We start from the raw sequence: 14,566 nt of genomic DNA, 5'->3' as shown, positions 1-14,566 counted from the left end.
CCTGCCCTTGCGCGGCCAGCCTGAAAGGGCAGGTTGGGAACCTAGCCCTGCGATATTTTTTATGGTATATGGAGTATTGCAATTTTCATGGTATTTTCCGCATATGTTCATTGCGGTAATTAAATATACTCCGTTAAATTTTACTTTTTTGCGATAGGATTGCGTGGAAACGCCAGCGGATTAAGCTGCAAAGCATCCACCAACGGCAGCTTTAGCAGGCGCAAATCGGGCTTCGCCGCTGATAGATGCGGCCTCCGTCGAATGCAATGATGTTATGTCCAAGCAAAAAAGCCACTGCATCGGCAAAATCATCCAGCTGCTGCAGCGCATTCTGCAGATATCCGGTTTGGAATACAAAAGAAATCCCGCTATCACCCCGCACTGCAGCAAAGCTATGGATACGCTCGTCCTTTACGCCCGCCTCCCTGTTAATTGGACAGGCAAAGAAAGCCGTTGCCTGGCGCTTTTGGTGCTTTAAATGCTAATTGAACCGGCTCAATCATCCTGACATGCAACGCATTTATGGGGGTATCAAAGCACGCCTTTATTCTCATTGTGCGCATACTCTAAAGAGTGCTTCCAAAGATGCTGAATGTAAATAAACGTTAAAAAACGATTAAACGACAAAAACACACGATATCACGGGTAAAAACGGGGGTTTGCGGTGTTTTTTGGGTTTCTTGAAACATGTTTTTGGCGATGGAAGGAATTGAATATTGCCTTGAAAGCATCTGTAGTAAAGGATTGCTCATATTCTATGAATTGCATACACCCGTGTTGTTGCCGGCAAAAAATTTTCCTGGCTGCTTCGATCGCATCATGGAGAACACGTCCCAACCGGCCAATACGCACAGTCAACATATGCATTCTTTGGCGCATTGGGAATCTATTCTTAATTTGTCGCAGATCAAAGCAGTAAGATTTCATTGTGTAAAAGTAGCAAATGTTGCGAAGCACAAGCCGCATCCGGTACCAATGTAGTCAAACCCATTTTTAGGAAAATCATGTTTTCAAACACAGACCAATACACAGCTGCCAGCAAAGCATTTTTCGAATCACAATTCGCTGCACTCAGCGCGCTGGCGAACATAGCGGTTCAAGGAACGGAAAAAATCGCTGAATTGAATATGGCAGTTGCCAAAGCATCTGCCGCGGACTCCGCAGCTGCAGCAAAAGATTTGTTGGCCGCTAAAGACCCACAAGCTTTCTTCGCGCTGGCAACTGCATACGCCAAACCAAATTCTGAAAAAGTTGCTGCCTACAGCCGCCAGTTGACGGACATCGTGTCCTCCACAAAAACGGAGTTCACCAAGGTCGCCGAAGCACAAGTTGCCGAAGTTCAAAGCAAAGTAAACGCTTTGGTAGAAAGCATCACAAAGAACGCACCAGCCGGTTCTGAAAACGTGGTTGCAATGATGAAATCGTCCGTCGCTAACGCACATGCCGGCTACGAGCAAGTCAACAACGCCACCAAACAAGCTATCGAAGCGACAGAAGCGCAAGTCGTCAAAGTATCGGACCAGTTTGCACAAGGCGTTAAAAAAGCAGCAGCTGTGAAATAAAAAACAGCATGTGAGCAAGATAAAACGGGCCGCACTTGCGGCCCGTTTTGCATTGGCTCCAGGCCAAGCTGGCACTGCGTGACATTGTTTATCTTTATTCCACAGTTAGTTTCACCGCGCCGTGAACGACGGCTATCGCCAGTGTTTTTGTCAGTGAATACTATTCCCGTCACGGCACCATTCAAGGCCGGATTAACAGCAATGGTTGTTACGCTACCTGATGGTGTGATTTTTCGAGTGCTGAAGTTCCTGGAGTCGGACACATACAGATTTTCACGGGAATCAACGGTAAGAGCGGTCGGAAGATTGAAACGTGCTTCGTTTCTTATTCTTGGCCGTAAGCGCTGCCCGCCACCCCTGGTTTCCCGGCAATAGTCGTCAACTCCACCGACCAGAACAAACTGGTCTATGTGAACAACGTCATCAAATGCAAGTTGCTGGAGTCGGAAACGCTGCGGCAGCAGGCGACCAACAGCACCAAAGAGTGATTTTCCAACTCGCCCGACCTGAAAACCGAGCTGCTGAACGCCATCATGGGCGCATTGGATGCGCTTACGCTGATGAGCACGCAGGCGCTAAATTCATCTGCCGTTCAGGGTGGTCTCAAGGATATCCTGCTGAATCACTCCAACCTTTATGAGACGCTGCGGGAACGGGCTGCTGCCTGACCACAGGTAAAAAAACCAATGACGCGATTCGCTGAACCGATGGTAATTCCATGCCCCACATACGGCAGCCATCTCCTTGAAAGTCGATTAGCGTCGTTCAACGATTACGGTGCAATGACCCGGTCAGACGGGTACTCCAGCAACTGGGCATTGAATTCCATAACGGCACTGGCGCATTGCTCTTGGTGTCATGGTGTATTTCGGTACGAAGATGCAAAACGCAGTGGTCAACGTCGACGCGCCTGAGGGCATTGAGCCTTTGGTTCTTCGACACACATCGATAGTCGCGCCCCCTTTGGCGTGAACTTGATTGATCGATGGGCTCGCTTGAAAAGCTTTATGCCCAAGGCCATTTCCAGGCCATGCATTTGTCTGCTGATTGACATTGCAAAATCTCATGTATGACGTCGAAAAAATCAATTGAATAAGTCCGGAAGTTCAATTCTAATGACGCCTTACAAGGAATTAGGCTGGAAGATAAACATGAGACCAGAAAATGCCTGGGGTTGGTCCAGACTCTGGTCGTTATGCCGGTAAGCATCGAATTCCCGTAGTTCAAATCAACAACAACTAGAGACTTGAGATATGACGCATTTTTCTGACCCGCACTTCGCCGAACGTGTCCTTGCTAGCTTCGACCGGCAGAGCGCGATGCATTTGATTCAGGCCACCATGCCAGTCGTCGACCACGGTTCGACCGAAATTCACATACCGCACTGGCAGGGTATCGAGCAGCAGCATGGCTTTGTTCATGGGGGCGTGGTCGGCATGATTGCCGATTCCTCCGCTGGCTATGCGGCTATGACCATGGTGCCAGCCAACGCATCGGTCCTGACCGTCGAGTACAAGATGAATATGGTTGCGCCGGCCGATGGTGAAAAGCTGATCGCTCGAGGCCAGGTTGTTCGTTCTGGCCGTACCCTGATTGTGACCAAGGCAGAGGTATTTGCGGTCAAGGATGGCAAGGAAACCCTCTGCGCACTGATGCAGCAAACGATCATGGTCATGCACGGCAAGTCGGAAAAATAGCGGCTCCATGGCCGGTTATCTACAGGAAGGCGAAAGCGCCGCGCGTCGCAAGCCTATCACTTTGCCCTCGCTCCTGACCATCAAGAGTGCTGGCGAAAAATTACGGTACTGACGTGCTATGACGCCAGCTTTGCGTTGCTGATGGATCGCTGTGGCATCGATATCCTGCTGGTGGGCAATTCACTCGGCAATGTATTGCAGGGGCACAGCACGATCTTGCCGGTCAGGAGCGGCAGCAAAGCAGTGTATCAGCCCAGTTAGGCATCTTGACGCTGCATTCCAAGATTGACATTATTAAAAGCTACTTGTGTCAGCGTTAGTCGATGAACAATTTTAGGGGATGTTACGTGTGGTGGACACAAAGTTGGATAATTATTCAAGAGGAATTTTCAGATCTGGGCGATCCATCGGACGTCACCCGGGTCTGTGTGCGACTACTGGTTGCGCTGGTTCTTGGTGCCGCTCTTGGATATGAACGCGAATCGGTGGGGGCTGCCGCAGGACTTCGAACACATATGTTGGTATCGCTCGGATCGGCACTGTTTATACTGGTTCCCCTTCAAGCCGGCATGCCGTTGGAAGATATCTCCAGAGTGTTGCAGGGAGTAACGGCGGGAATTGGTTTTTTGGGCGCTGGCGCTATTATAAAATTAAGGAATGAGGACATTAAGGGGCTGACAACTGCAGCAGGCATTTGGCTCACCGCTGCAGTGGGAGTTGCCGCTGGAATGGGACTGGAAGCGACTGCAATTCTCAGCGCCTTGTTCGGGTTGATTATTCTTTCGGTGCTTCGTGTGAGCAAAGATAGTAAGAATAAATAATAGCTGTGTTGGCGCCGACGCCAAACTGACCCACGCTGCCGATTTCTACTGACTCAACTTAAGACCTTTGAAATCCTTACTGCACGCGGGTTTGCGAACCACGGACGTGGGTCACTTAGAATCGGCGCCTACACACATGCTTGAAGAAGAGCTAATAGCTTGTAATATTCCGGAACCTGTCTCGGCAGGTCCTGGTTTTGGTGTATCCAGCCAGTGGTTTTGCCACTTTGTCCCTATGGATTCGATAAGGCTGTTGAGTTTAGTTTAAGGAATATACACAATGAAAAACTGCTGCTTCGTTGCGGGAACAACGTACCAGGATATTCTCGAATGCATGTCGGAGGCGATGATTTTTGCGGACCTGGAAGGCATCATCCAGATATGGAATCCAGGTGCCGAAATTATATTCGGCTATACCTCGGCCGAAGCCGTTGGTCAGAGCCTGGACCTTATCATCCCTGAACGTTTGCGCAAGGCGCACTGGGACGGATTCCATCGTGCAGTTAGTCGGGGGACCACCGTCCATGGAAGGCGTTCGATTATCACGCGCTCGTTACACAAGAACGGCGAACAGCTTTATGTAGACATGAGCTTTGCGATCGTAAAAAATCAAGCCGGGGAAACCATTGGATCAACGGCCCTTGCCCGCAATGCCACGGCGCGGTATTTGGAGGATAAGAGCCTTCGGCAGCAGCTCGCCGAATTAACAGTAAAGTCATCGAAATAGAGCCAAAACAAAAGGGGCCTCCACGACAACTCTGGGGCTAACTACATCATTGGCGAAAGACTGGAAGTGCCCCGAAGCTGCCTGTCAATGATTCCGGAAGCAGCCGTTCCACGCTAGCTTGAACGACGCGAAGCGCTGTAGTATCGGGTGGCCTCCAACGCGCATGGGTCGGACCGTATCTTGAAAGATCGGCAGTAGGAGTGAGCGTCAGTTGTCCGTAGACTCTGCCGGTTTCGCGCCAGAGTCGATTCCCCATTCGAGCCAGTCCTTTCCGAACAGTTCAGCCGGGTGCTGCGTGCGCTCCGAGCCGTTTCCGCAGGCTAACGAATTGACGGGACAATACTTGCCGCATCCCCAGCATTCAATTACCGGCTCTGCGCTCTGGGCCGGTTTGAGCGTGCGCAAGTAGGCCCGCAGTTGGCTTATTCCACAGCCCGGCGATTTCCCGATACAGCACCGTTGCTGGAATCTATAACGGTATAACGGCTTGGCAGAAGCTTGCCGCTCACACAAGTACCCTGGATGTGCGGCAAGCTTCGTCTCGCGCAAGACCTTTCATTTCTATTTTGGTGCATCCCGCAAACCCAGATGCCGCTGCACTGTATTGACTGCACAGCACACTTCTTCTGCGATCTGCCGAAACTCAAGTTATGTTTCTTCAATAATTAGATTTCCACATACACCTCCTTTGTGATCAAGGCCGCTCCAAAAAAGCAACCATCTTCTCAGTTTGGTATATCAGATTTCAATCGTTGCGCTGTGTCAATTTACATCCGCTGGTGACACGGACCATGCCTAGTAAAACACTCCAGATACCTCCGGCTCAAACACCGGATGGTTACTACGGAAGTGGAAATTATTGGACGCTGTTTCCACCCCTAATCTGAAAAGTGTTGCGCGCTGTTTGACACATTGCCTGCCTTTTCTCTTGGTGGCGGGGCTAACTTAATCTCTTGCCCAATTTTTTTCGGAGCCACTTTAGCTGATGTGACGCTGGCACGAATCGGTGCGGTTGTGGATGAATGTCTGACTGACTTGGTTGCGTGATTCATTGGTTGAGAAAAAAGTTTGTGTTTTTCGTTACGTAATGATTTCTTGTATTTAGGAAATAAATTTCCGGCGTGCTATTATATAAATGATTAAGAATCATTCTCATTCGTATTTGTATTTAATGTCATCCGGCAAGGTTTATTAACAACGCGCAAGCGCCCCTATATTTGGACTTATGTATATTTCTATTGTTCGCGCTAACGCTAGAGTCATGCGCTCTTCCAACGGTATTTCATTTTCTGTAACACCAATCTGGCGCTTGCGTCCTATGGCTGCGGCTTGCGCAGCATTGGTTGGTTGTCTGGCATCTCCTTTGAGCGCGACCGCCCAGACTAGCGAGCGGATATTGCCGGAAGTAACCGTAAGGGATGCTGGGCCCGCGGTGTGGCTGCCGGAGGTTGCGCCTGGCGGACAAGTGGCGCGCGGTGCGCGTTTGGGGTTGCTGGGCAATGTGGACGTGATGGATGCACCTTTCAACATTACTTCCTACACTGCGCAAACGATTGCCAATCAAAATGCCAACACATTGGCTGCGGTTCTGGAAAATGATCCATCAATACGCTTCACCACGAACGCCGGTCACACCTATGAGAACTACACCATTCGCGGATTTGGCGTAACGTCAACCGAGTTGTCCTTTAATGGCTTATACGGCATGGCGCCAGATGCGCACGTGCCGACCGAAATGCTGGAACGGGTAGAGGTGCTCAAAGGCCCAGGTGCCTTATTGTCAGGTATGACGCCCGGCGGCGCAGTTGGCGGCGTAGTGAATTTAGTAACTAAGCGCGCTGAAAATAAGCCGTTGACACGCTTAACCGGCTCATGGGTTTCTGCGTCGCAGCTCGGGATGCAAGCAGATGTATCGCGACGTTTTGGTGAGGAGCAACGCTTGGGTGTGCGCGTCAACGGATCTGTTTCCAGCGGTGATACTGAGGTGGACGATCAGAGCAAGAGGCATCGGTTCGGCTCGCTTGCGCTTGATTATCAAGGTGAAAACTGGAATATGCAGCTGGATGCCTATTCGTTGCGTGATCACATGAGCAACGGCAGTCCAATGATGGTGGGTTTCAACACGCTGAAACGCGTGATTGCGGCACCCGATCCGACTACCAATTTGTTCCGCGGAATATATGCGGATCAAGACAGCGATGCAGTAACTCTGCGCGCTGAAGCTAAACTGAACCGCGACTGGTCCGTGTTCGGTGCGTTGGGCAAGGCACAGCACAACTACCGTGGATTTCTCAACGGCACCCGGGTTGTCCTCACTGCGGCGGGCAACGGCGATGCAATCGGCCAGACTTACCATCAGGCCGGTTACACCGATAGCGAAACTGCGGAAGCTGGCGTGCGCGGGAATTTCAGCACAGGCAGTGTGAAACACCAGGTAGTGGTGTCTGCTAATACGCTCACGCAGAAGTCAGGGCGCTTCACGCCGGTGCCTACCAGTGCCAGTTACATCACTAACATCTACAACCCGATCACGCCTCTGTTGCCAAACGCGCCGGGAACACCGACCCAAGAAAGTAACAATGTAATGTCTAGCGTGGCACTCGCTGACACGCTGTCGTTTGCGGAAGATAGAGTGCAGTTGACGCTTGGATTGCGCTCGCAAAACGTCAGGCAAAAGATGAGCGCGCCTACCTATGACGAGACGGCCATCACACCTGCGGTTGGCGTCGTGCTCAAACCTTGGGGCGAAAATCTGTCGCTCTACGCGAATTACATCGAGGGATTAAGCGCGGGCAGTCAAGTGGGCGCAACCTTTGCCAATGCTGGCCACGTATTCGCGCCGTTCAAAACGGAACAAAGTGAAGCCGGTGTGAAATGGCGTCATGGCAATTTCACGCAAACTGTTTCTCTATTTGAAATCTCCAAGCCTTCCGTCATAACCGATGTGCCGACCAATACCCAGCAGCTTAATGGCGAACAACGTAACCGCGGAATGGAATGGAATGTGTTCGGTGAACTAGCTCCGACCGTGCGCGTGCTGGGCGGAGTCGCGTACACCCAGGCAAAGCAGGAGAAAACGCCGGGAGGCAAACAAAACGGCTTTAATGTTTTCGGTGTGCCGCGCTGGACTGCCAACCTGGGCTCCGAATGGGATGCCCCATGGGCTAAGGGCGTAACACTCAGCGGGCGGATGGTTTATACCAGCGAACAATGGGTCAATTCAGCCAATACGATGGAATTGCCCGCCTGGACTCGCTTTGATCTCGGTGCGCGTTATGCAACCAAAATCAGCGGCAATGATGTGACCATTCGCGGTAGCGTGGAGAATGTTTTAAACCGTCAGTATTGGGCCGGTTCATTTAACGATGGTTTCGCTACAGTAGCGGGCCCACGTACTTTCCGCGTCTCGGTGAGCGTCGATTTGTGATGCCGACGCGGCCTGATCGGTGGCCTGCCAAGGCGCGCCATTGTTCGGCTCTTTTTCCGGCGCTGTCGCTGGGAACAGTGGCGATTGCATTTGCAATGTTGGCACCCGCCATCAGTCACGCTGCGGATGCGCGCGCGCTCACAGTCGGCACACCGGTTGCGGCTTCGGTAGAGCAAGCAGCACCACTGCACTACACGTTGTCGGTGCCTGCCGGCCATGTAGTCCAAGGCGTGCTTGAAGGGCGACACGCCTTTCTCGATCTGCAAGACGCATCGGGCCATCATTTGCGGCGTCTTGCGGATGGCGCGTCGGCATCCCAGCAATTCATGTTTGTGGCTGGTACGCAAGGAGTCAGCCAATTCATGGTGATGTCGCAACAGGCCGGTGCGCCAACCCCATTTCAATTAACAATTTCACGCATAGTGGCGCCCGCGAAGCCGGCATCAGTCAGTCTACGTTCTGAGCTTCTCAGTCCACGCCTGCGCGCACTTGCCGCGCATGTAGCGCAGAACGGGAGCACCGATGCGTTTTGGCGAGATGTTGAGCGTATCGGTACACCGTTAGTTGAACCATTGAATGCGCAGGAAGCGCAGGTCACTTTCCTGTGGCGCGGCGCCCAGCAGAATGTGCACTTGTTCGGCAGCCCGTCAGGTGAGCATGATGCGTTACAGCGACTCGGCACAACGGATGTGTGGTGGTCCACTTATAGAATGCCAACCACGGCGCGGCTAAGTTATTTGCTCGCGCCTGATGTGCCAAACATTGTCGGCACCCCCATGCAACAGCGGCGCATGATTTTGGCGACCGCGCAGCGCGATCCGTTGAACCGCCATGTGTTTCCGGCGTCAGGCGTAGACCTGTTCCAAGGACGCTCGATATTAGAATTGCCTGATGCACCGGCACAGACCTGGGTGAAGAAGCGCGCGCAGGTTGCTTCCGGCAGCATGCAACATCATGAATTTTTCAGTCGCATTCTCGGTAACGCGCGTGACATCTGGGTATACCGACCGGCGAAGGTGGCGCCACAGGCTTTGCTGGTGATATTCGACGCACCCAATTATGTGCGTGACGTACCGACGCCAATCATCTTGGATAATCTGCTGGCGGAAGGCTGCATACCGCCTACCGCAGCTATCTTTATTGGCAACGCCAGTGCGCAGTCGCGTGGTGTCGAGCTGCCGCCGAATCCCAATTTTGCCGATTTCATGGCTGAAGAATTGATGCCTTGGGTTCGCGCGCAGGGATTGTCGGCGCCGGCAGCGAAGACAGTCGTTGCCGGGTCGAGTTATGGCGGTCTGGCGTCTGCCTACGTTGCACTCGCTCATCCTGAAATATTTGGCAATGTGCTGAGTCTGTCGGGATCGTTTTGGTGGGCACCGCCAAATGTACTGCCAGGTTGGTTGACGCGTCAATACGTGGCGTTGCCGACAGCGCCGTTGCGGTTTTATCTCGATGCTGGCAGATATGAAGGTGCCCGCGGTGGCCGTGAAGGAATTCTGGAGACGAACCGTAATCTCGGCTATGTATTGCGTGCCAAGGGATATCCGGTTATCCAGCGTGAACACGATACCGGCCACGACTATCTGCATTGGCAGGGTTCGCTTGGTTGCGGTTTGGTAGCTTTGTTGGGAGAGGGCGCTGATGTTCTGCCGCAATGCCAAGGCATTGCCAGCGCGGCCGCTGTGCCGGAAGGCCATCTGCGCACAACAATGCCTAACCCATAAAACGCCTGTAATGGTTTGCAAGTCAATTTCCCTGCCTGCGAGTGTGCCGTCGCAGGTGGCAGTATGGCAACTCGACCTGACACTGGATGCGCCATTGGACGAGATGACGCTGGCCGCATTGAGCGAGGATGAGCGCGCGCGCTGCGGGCAGTATCGCCGGCGTCAGGATCGGGTGCGCTTTGCCGCGACGCGGGCTGCGCTGCGCGGTTTGCTGGCGCAACGCCTGGCGCTGACGCCCGAGGCGATTCGATTTTCTGTTGGCGCACGCGGCAAGCCGCAGTTGGCCGGCGGCGCGCCGTTCTTCAATGTCTCGCATGCCGGCTGCCACGCGCTGATCGCGATATCCGACACGGTCCCGGTCGGCGTCGATCTGGAACGGCTGGATGCAACGCGGCCTTTGGCTGATCTGGCAGCACAACTGTTTACTCCGGACGAATGCGCACATTGCGCCAGTAGCACCGCCGCTTTTTACGATCTCTGGACAGGCAAGGAAGCAGTACTCAAGGTATGGGGCTGGGGCATCGCCATGCATCTGCCTGCGCTGTCGTTGCTGCCGGCGTTTGATCATCCGAATGATCCGGAGCATCCGGAATTTGCGCTGGCCCTGCGCGGTCTGCCAGAACCAACGACCCGGGCCTGGCCGCTAGCAGCGCCAAGCGGCTATGCGGCGGCGCTAGCTTTGGGTCGCACCACCGCACTGTTCTAGATTCCGTTCTGATCAGGCGCCCAGCGTGGCACCGCCATCGACACGCAAATCGTGCATCGTGATGTGGCGGGCACGCTCGGACGCGAGGAAGCAGACTGCCTCGGCGATGTCCTCCGGGCTGGCTATACGTCCCAACGGAATGCCGAGTCGGAAGCTCTCCAGCGCGCCGCCGATTACCGCCTGCGCGCTATCCGGGCTGGTCCACAACTGGCGCTGCATGTCGGTATCGGTCGAACCGGGCGAGACCACGTTGCAGCGTATGCCATGGGTCGCCAGTTCCAGCCCGAGACAGCGGGTGAAGTGGGTCGAGGCCGCTTTCGAGGCGGCGTAAGCTGCCATCTGCTGGCGCGGCACCGAGGACGCATTGGATGCTACCGTAATGATCGCACCGCGCCGGCGCGCCACCATGTGCCTGGACACCGCGCGACAGAGCCGGAACACGCCGCCGACATTGACGTCGAAGGTACGGTCCCAGTCAGCATCACTGCAGTCCAGTACCGGGCCGAGATGCAGGATGCCGGCGGCGTTGACCAGGATGTCGATCGGCCCCAAGGTCTGTTCGACGCGTTCGACCGCGGCATTCACCGCAGCGCTATCGGACACATCGACCGCCAGCCCGAGCGCAGTGCTGCCGGCGGCATGCAGCGTGGCGGCCATCGCTGCCACAGCCTCGGCCCGGACATCGAGCGCAGCAACCGCTGCCCCTGCGCGCGCCATTGCATGCGCCACTGCGGCACCAATACCTTGTGCCGCACCGCTGATCAATACCACCTTGCCTTGAAATTCCATGTTGTTTTCTTTCATGCTGTTTTAGAAATGAACTGACGTTACGCACTTGGCCGCGAAAAAATAAAGGAGTATGTGCATTTTTAATGCATTCACCGCATATATTCATTGCGCAAGATAAATATACTCATGCGTAGCATCAGATTAAGCTCAAATCGCCCGTGTAAGCGGGCGCACGTTATTCGGAAACGCGATTGCGGCAGGCCGGCTGGCGACCGGCACCACTACTGGCGCGCCGTCGCCAGGGGCCGCGAGGATATCTACTTCCAGTTCGTACAACTGGCGCACCAGCGCCGGCGTGACGATTTCACGCGGAGCACCGATGGCGACGATCCGGCCCGCTCGCATCGCCACCAACGTGTCGGCATAGCGGGCGGCAGCTGCCAAGTCATGCAGCACCATCACCACGCCGCGTCCTGCCGCCGCCAGCGCCTGCACCCGGTTCAGCACGTCGACCTGATGGCCCAGGTCCAGCATGCTGGTCGGTTCGTCCAGCAGCAGCAACGGCGTTTCCTGCGCCAATACCATTGCCAACCAGCAGCGCTGGCGCTGGCCGCCCGACAATTGGTCCAGCTGGCGCTCGGCCAGTTCGGTGGTGCCGGTCGCCAGCAGCGCCGCGCGTACCGCCCGTTCATCGTCGGCCGACCATTGGCGAAACAAGCCTTGATGCGGATGACGGCCGTAACGCACCAGGCCACTGACCGTAATGCCTTCCGGCGCTTGCGGCGCCTGCGGCAACAAGGCCAAACGGCGCGCCGCCTGTGACGCACGCATTTGCCACAGATCGTCGTTGCCGATGTGTACGCTGCCTTGCGCCGGACGATGCAGGCGCGCAATGCAACGCAACAAGGTTGATTTGCCGCAACCGTTGGGGCCGACTATCACCGTCACCTGACCCGGCGCTATCGTCAGATTGACATCATGCAAGACCGGGCCGGACGGATGGCGCGCATGCAGCCCCTTGATAATTAAATGATTCATTGCATCTCTTTCATTGCATTTCTCCTGGACGCTCACTCAACAGCAGCCATAGTAAAAAAGGACCGCCGAGCAAATTGCAGATCACGCCGACCGGCAATTCGGCCGCCGTCAACAGCACCCGGCCCAGCGTATCGGCACTGACCACCAGCGTGGCCCCGGCCAGCGCCGCGCCGAGCACGGCGATGCGGCCGCCACCAATCAAGCGTTCGGCGATGAACGGCGCCGCCAGCGCGACGAAGGCAATCGGGCCGCAGACGCCCACCGCCAGCCCGGCCAGCAGCACTGCTGTCAGCAGCGCTTGCCACTGGGTAGCGCGCAAAGGCAAGCCCAGCGCGACGGCAATATCGGGGTCGAAGCGCAGCAGCGCCAGGCGGCGCGACGCCAGCAACGCCAGCGGCAACAGCACAACCAGTCCCGCCGCCAGCGGCAGCGCGGCAGCGTAGGCGCGGCCGCTCAAGCTGCCTATGCTCCACGCATACAGCGCGCTGGCGTGCATCAATTCCTGGCGCGATAGGGCTAGTTCAGTAATCGCGCGCAGCAGGCTTGACAGCCCCAGTCCGACGATCAGCACGGTTTGGCCGCGACGGCCCAGGCTGCCGGATGCGATAAGCAGCAGACAGACTGCCGCCAGAGCGCCCAGCGGCCCGACCCACCACGGCCCCATCAGGCTTGAGCTGCTGCCGATCAGCGCCAGAAAGATGCCCAGCGTCGCGCCATCGGCGACGCCCAAAATATCGGGTGAAGCCAGCCGGTTGCGCGTCAACGCCTGAATCAGGCAGCCCGCCGTGCCCAGTGCGGCACCGGCCAGCAGACCGACCAGCACCCGCGGCAGGCGGAATTCGAGAACCAGCAGTTGCATCCCCGGCGTCGCTTGGCCCGCCAACACTGTGCCCAGTTGGGATGGCGACAACCATGTCGAACCGGCCAGTAATGCGATGCCGACTGCTGATGCAAGTGCGACGAACAGCGCCACTGTTATCCACAGCGAGCGCCAGGCAAATAGCACCGAAAAATTGCCAACACGCAGCCACTGCATGCCGGATTCCGGCATAAAATTTTCTGTCGAATCGATGCGGCTCATAGCACGCTCCCGTTCCGGTGCGAGCGCGCCAGCCAGATCAGCAGCGGGGCGCCGAGAAATGCGGTCAGCACGCTAATCGGGGTCTCGAACGGTTGCACCACCAGCCTTGCGGCCAAGTCAGCCAGCAGCAGCAAGGTGGCGCCCAACCAGGCCGAAAGCGCCAGTTGTGCGGCAAGTCCGGATTTGGCGAACGCCCGAGCCAAATGCGGCGCCAGCAATCCGAGGAAGGCAATCGGACCGGCCAAGGCCACCGCGCTGCCGGTCAGCAGCGTCACCGTCAGCGCCACGCCTAGCCGCAGCAACAGTGGCCGATGGCCGAGCGAACGGGCGATGTCGTCGCCCAGCAACAGCGCCGACAGCGGCCGCGCCAGCAGCAGCGCGCTCAACAAACCCAGCAGCACGGCAGGCCCGGTCCATGCCGTCATCGCCGGAGTCACTCCGGCCAGCGAACCGAGCACCCAGAAGCGGTACTGGTCGTAACCGGACGGCTGGCTCAACAGGATGGCCGAACTCAAACCGTGGAAAGTTGCCCCCAGCGCGACGCCCGCCAACACCAGACGCAGCGGTGCCGCGCTGTGCTGACTGGCATGTGCGACACCCAGTACGCAGGCATTGCCGACCAGTGCGCCAAGCCCCGCCCACAATAAATAACCGGCACCACTCTCGGCCCCAGCCCAAGCGATGCCGGCCACCACACCCAGTGCGGCACCGGCATTCACACCCAATAGACCTGGTTCGGCCAACGGATTGCGCGTCACAGTCTGCATCAGCAATCCGGCCACTCCGAGCGCGCTGCCAACCAGCAGCGCCGCCACCGTGCGCGGCAGGCGCAAATTCAGCAGCACCAGTTGCGCGTCGTTATGCGCACCAAGTCCGCCGGACTGACCCAACAGAAAAGATAATCCATCCGTTACGCCGATCGGGCCGGCGCCAATCAACAAGGATGCCAGCGCCAAAGCCGGTAGCGCCAGCAGCAGCAAGCCAAACAGCGCCCGCATTGTGGGCGGGCGGTAACAAAAATCAGACACGGGAACTCCGGAAATAGTTGACCATT

15 protein-coding genes and 1 pseudogene are annotated in these 14,566 nt (G+C 56.0%); 10 read left to right on the top strand and 6 right to left on the bottom strand.

Annotated elements, in window-relative coordinates:
- Window positions 1–274: 274 nt before the first annotated feature.
- The 3 genes from FKCLFG_RS10755 (at window position 275) to FKCLFG_RS10745 (ending at window position 2,230) form a co-directional block, all read left to right on the top strand.
- Complete coding sequence (locus FKCLFG_RS10755; RefSeq protein WP_472613085.1) at window positions 275–478, top strand: hypothetical protein; 204 nt, start codon at window positions 275–277, stop codon at window positions 476–478.
- 526 nt (window positions 479–1,004) lie between these two features.
- Window positions 1,005–1,562: a phasin family protein gene (locus FKCLFG_RS10750; RefSeq protein ID WP_472613084.1), complete on the top strand. Its 558-nt coding sequence runs from the start codon at window positions 1,005–1,007 to the stop codon at window positions 1,560–1,562.
- A 533-nt stretch (window positions 1,563–2,095) separates the two neighbouring features.
- On the top strand, window positions 2,096–2,230 hold the full coding sequence (locus FKCLFG_RS10745) for a hypothetical protein (protein WP_472613083.1): 135 nt from the start codon (window positions 2,096–2,098) through the stop codon (window positions 2,228–2,230).
- A 227-nt stretch (window positions 2,231–2,457) separates the two neighbouring features.
- On the opposite strand, the gene FKCLFG_RS10740 is transcribed toward FKCLFG_RS10745, so the two are convergent.
- Window positions 2,458–2,616 carry a LysR family transcriptional regulator gene (locus FKCLFG_RS10740; protein WP_472613082.1) on the bottom strand — a complete coding sequence of 53 codons (159 nt, stop codon included), beginning with the start codon at window positions 2,614–2,616 and terminating at the stop codon, window positions 2,458–2,460.
- 199 nt (window positions 2,617–2,815) lie between these two features.
- Here FKCLFG_RS10740 and FKCLFG_RS10735 point away from each other — a divergent pair, with 199 nt between their 5' ends.
- The 4 genes and pseudogenes from FKCLFG_RS10735 to FKCLFG_RS10720 all read left to right on the top strand — a co-directional run bounded on the left by FKCLFG_RS10735 (window position 2,816) and on the right by FKCLFG_RS10720 (window position 4,807).
- Window positions 2,816–3,259 (top strand): PaaI family thioesterase, encoded by a 444-nt coding sequence (locus tag FKCLFG_RS10735; RefSeq protein WP_472613081.1) that lies wholly within the window; start codon window positions 2,816–2,818, stop codon window positions 3,257–3,259.
- Window positions 3,260–3,266: 7 nt separating this feature from the next.
- A pseudogene (locus tag FKCLFG_RS10730) lies at window positions 3,267–3,484 on the top strand (3-methyl-2-oxobutanoate hydroxymethyltransferase); the annotation flags it as partial.
- A 122-nt stretch (window positions 3,485–3,606) separates the two neighbouring features.
- A complete protein-coding gene (locus FKCLFG_RS10725) occupies window positions 3,607–4,080 on the top strand; it encodes an MgtC/SapB family protein (protein WP_472613080.1) in 474 nt (157 codons plus the stop codon).
- 280 nt (window positions 4,081–4,360) lie between these two features.
- Window positions 4,361–4,807 (top strand): PAS domain-containing protein, encoded by a 447-nt coding sequence (locus FKCLFG_RS10720; RefSeq protein ID WP_472613079.1) that lies wholly within the window; start codon window positions 4,361–4,363, stop codon window positions 4,805–4,807.
- Window positions 4,808–5,014: 207 nt separating this feature from the next.
- Here the strand turns inward: FKCLFG_RS10720 and FKCLFG_RS10715 are convergent, their stop codons facing one another.
- Window positions 5,015–5,212, bottom strand: a complete 198-nt coding sequence (locus FKCLFG_RS10715) for a DUF3079 domain-containing protein (protein ID WP_472613078.1) — start codon at window positions 5,210–5,212, stop codon at window positions 5,015–5,017.
- 991 nt (window positions 5,213–6,203) lie between these two features.
- On the opposite strand from FKCLFG_RS10715, the gene FKCLFG_RS10710 reads away from it, so the two are divergent.
- From FKCLFG_RS10710 to FKCLFG_RS10700, 3 genes are read left to right on the top strand one after another with little or no spacing between them, the layout of a single operon-like run.
- Window positions 6,204–8,234 carry a TonB-dependent receptor gene (locus FKCLFG_RS10710; protein ID WP_472613077.1) on the top strand — a complete coding sequence of 677 codons (2,031 nt, stop codon included), beginning with the start codon at window positions 6,204–6,206 and terminating at the stop codon, window positions 8,232–8,234.
- Entirely contained in the window at window positions 8,234–9,958 is a 1,725-nt protein-coding gene (gene fes / locus FKCLFG_RS10705) for an enterochelin esterase (protein ID WP_472613076.1), read from the top strand. The genes FKCLFG_RS10710 and fes overlap by 1 nt, the downstream gene beginning before the upstream one ends.
- Before the next feature lie 55 nt (window positions 9,959–10,013).
- On the top strand, window positions 10,014–10,664 hold the full coding sequence (locus tag FKCLFG_RS10700) for a 4'-phosphopantetheinyl transferase family protein (protein ID WP_472613075.1): 651 nt from the start codon (window positions 10,014–10,016) through the stop codon (window positions 10,662–10,664).
- A gap of 12 nt (window positions 10,665–10,676) precedes the next feature.
- Here the strand turns inward: FKCLFG_RS10700 and FKCLFG_RS10695 are convergent, their stop codons facing one another.
- The 4 genes from FKCLFG_RS10695 to FKCLFG_RS10680 form a co-directional block, all read right to left on the bottom strand.
- Window positions 10,677–11,468 carry a 2,3-dihydro-2,3-dihydroxybenzoate dehydrogenase gene (locus FKCLFG_RS10695; protein ID WP_472613074.1) on the bottom strand — a complete coding sequence of 264 codons (792 nt, stop codon included), beginning with the start codon at window positions 11,466–11,468 and terminating at the stop codon, window positions 10,677–10,679.
- A 132-nt stretch (window positions 11,469–11,600) separates the two neighbouring features.
- Window positions 11,601–12,431, bottom strand: a complete 831-nt coding sequence (locus FKCLFG_RS10690; RefSeq protein ID WP_472613073.1) for an ABC transporter ATP-binding protein — start codon at window positions 12,429–12,431, stop codon at window positions 11,601–11,603.
- Window positions 12,432–12,441: 10 nt separating this feature from the next.
- Window positions 12,442–13,512: a FecCD family ABC transporter permease gene (locus tag FKCLFG_RS10685; protein WP_472613072.1), complete on the bottom strand. Its 1,071-nt coding sequence runs from the start codon at window positions 13,510–13,512 to the stop codon at window positions 12,442–12,444.
- Window positions 13,509–14,540, bottom strand: coding sequence for a FecCD family ABC transporter permease (locus FKCLFG_RS10680; RefSeq protein WP_472613071.1), 1,032 nt, complete (start codon window positions 14,538–14,540; stop codon window positions 13,509–13,511). Before FKCLFG_RS10680 ends, FKCLFG_RS10685 begins: the two co-directional genes overlap by 4 nt.
- Between the last annotated feature and the right edge of the window lie 26 nt (window positions 14,541–14,566).

It is taken from the genome of Gelidimonas denitrificans (assembly GCF_055694065.1).
The sequence above is the reverse complement of the archived record's forward strand: the minus strand, read 5'-3'. Positions and strand labels throughout refer to the sequence as shown.

What these genes read in the sequence shown, in the direction of transcription:
- FKCLFG_RS10735 (WP_472613081.1), top strand. Translation starts at nt 2,816, where the DNA reads ATGACGCATTTTTCTGACCCGCACTTCGCCGAACGTGTCCTTGCTAGC.
- FKCLFG_RS10720 (WP_472613079.1), top strand. Translation starts at nt 4,361, where the DNA reads ATGAAAAACTGCTGCTTCGTTGCGGGAACAACGTACCAGGATATTCTC.
- FKCLFG_RS10745 (WP_472613083.1), top strand. Translation starts at nt 2,096, where the DNA reads ATGGGCGCATTGGATGCGCTTACGCTGATGAGCACGCAGGCGCTAAAT.
- FKCLFG_RS10755 (WP_472613085.1), top strand. Translation starts at nt 275, where the DNA reads ATGTCCAAGCAAAAAAGCCACTGCATCGGCAAAATCATCCAGCTGCTG.
- FKCLFG_RS10750 (WP_472613084.1), top strand. Translation starts at nt 1,005, where the DNA reads ATGTTTTCAAACACAGACCAATACACAGCTGCCAGCAAAGCATTTTTC.
- FKCLFG_RS10690 (WP_472613073.1), bottom strand. Translation starts at nt 12,431, where the DNA reads ATGAATCATTTAATTATCAAGGGGCTGCATGCGCGCCATCCGTCCGGC.
- fes (WP_472613076.1), top strand. Translation starts at nt 8,234, where the DNA reads ATGCCGACGCGGCCTGATCGGTGGCCTGCCAAGGCGCGCCATTGTTCG.
- FKCLFG_RS10685 (WP_472613072.1), bottom strand. Translation starts at nt 13,512, where the DNA reads ATGAGCCGCATCGATTCGACAGAAAATTTTATGCCGGAATCCGGCATG.
- FKCLFG_RS10740 (WP_472613082.1), bottom strand. Translation starts at nt 2,616, where the DNA reads ATGTCAATCAGCAGACAAATGCATGGCCTGGAAATGGCCTTGGGCATA.
- FKCLFG_RS10695 (WP_472613074.1), bottom strand. Translation starts at nt 11,468, where the DNA reads ATGAAAGAAAACAACATGGAATTTCAAGGCAAGGTGGTATTGATCAGC.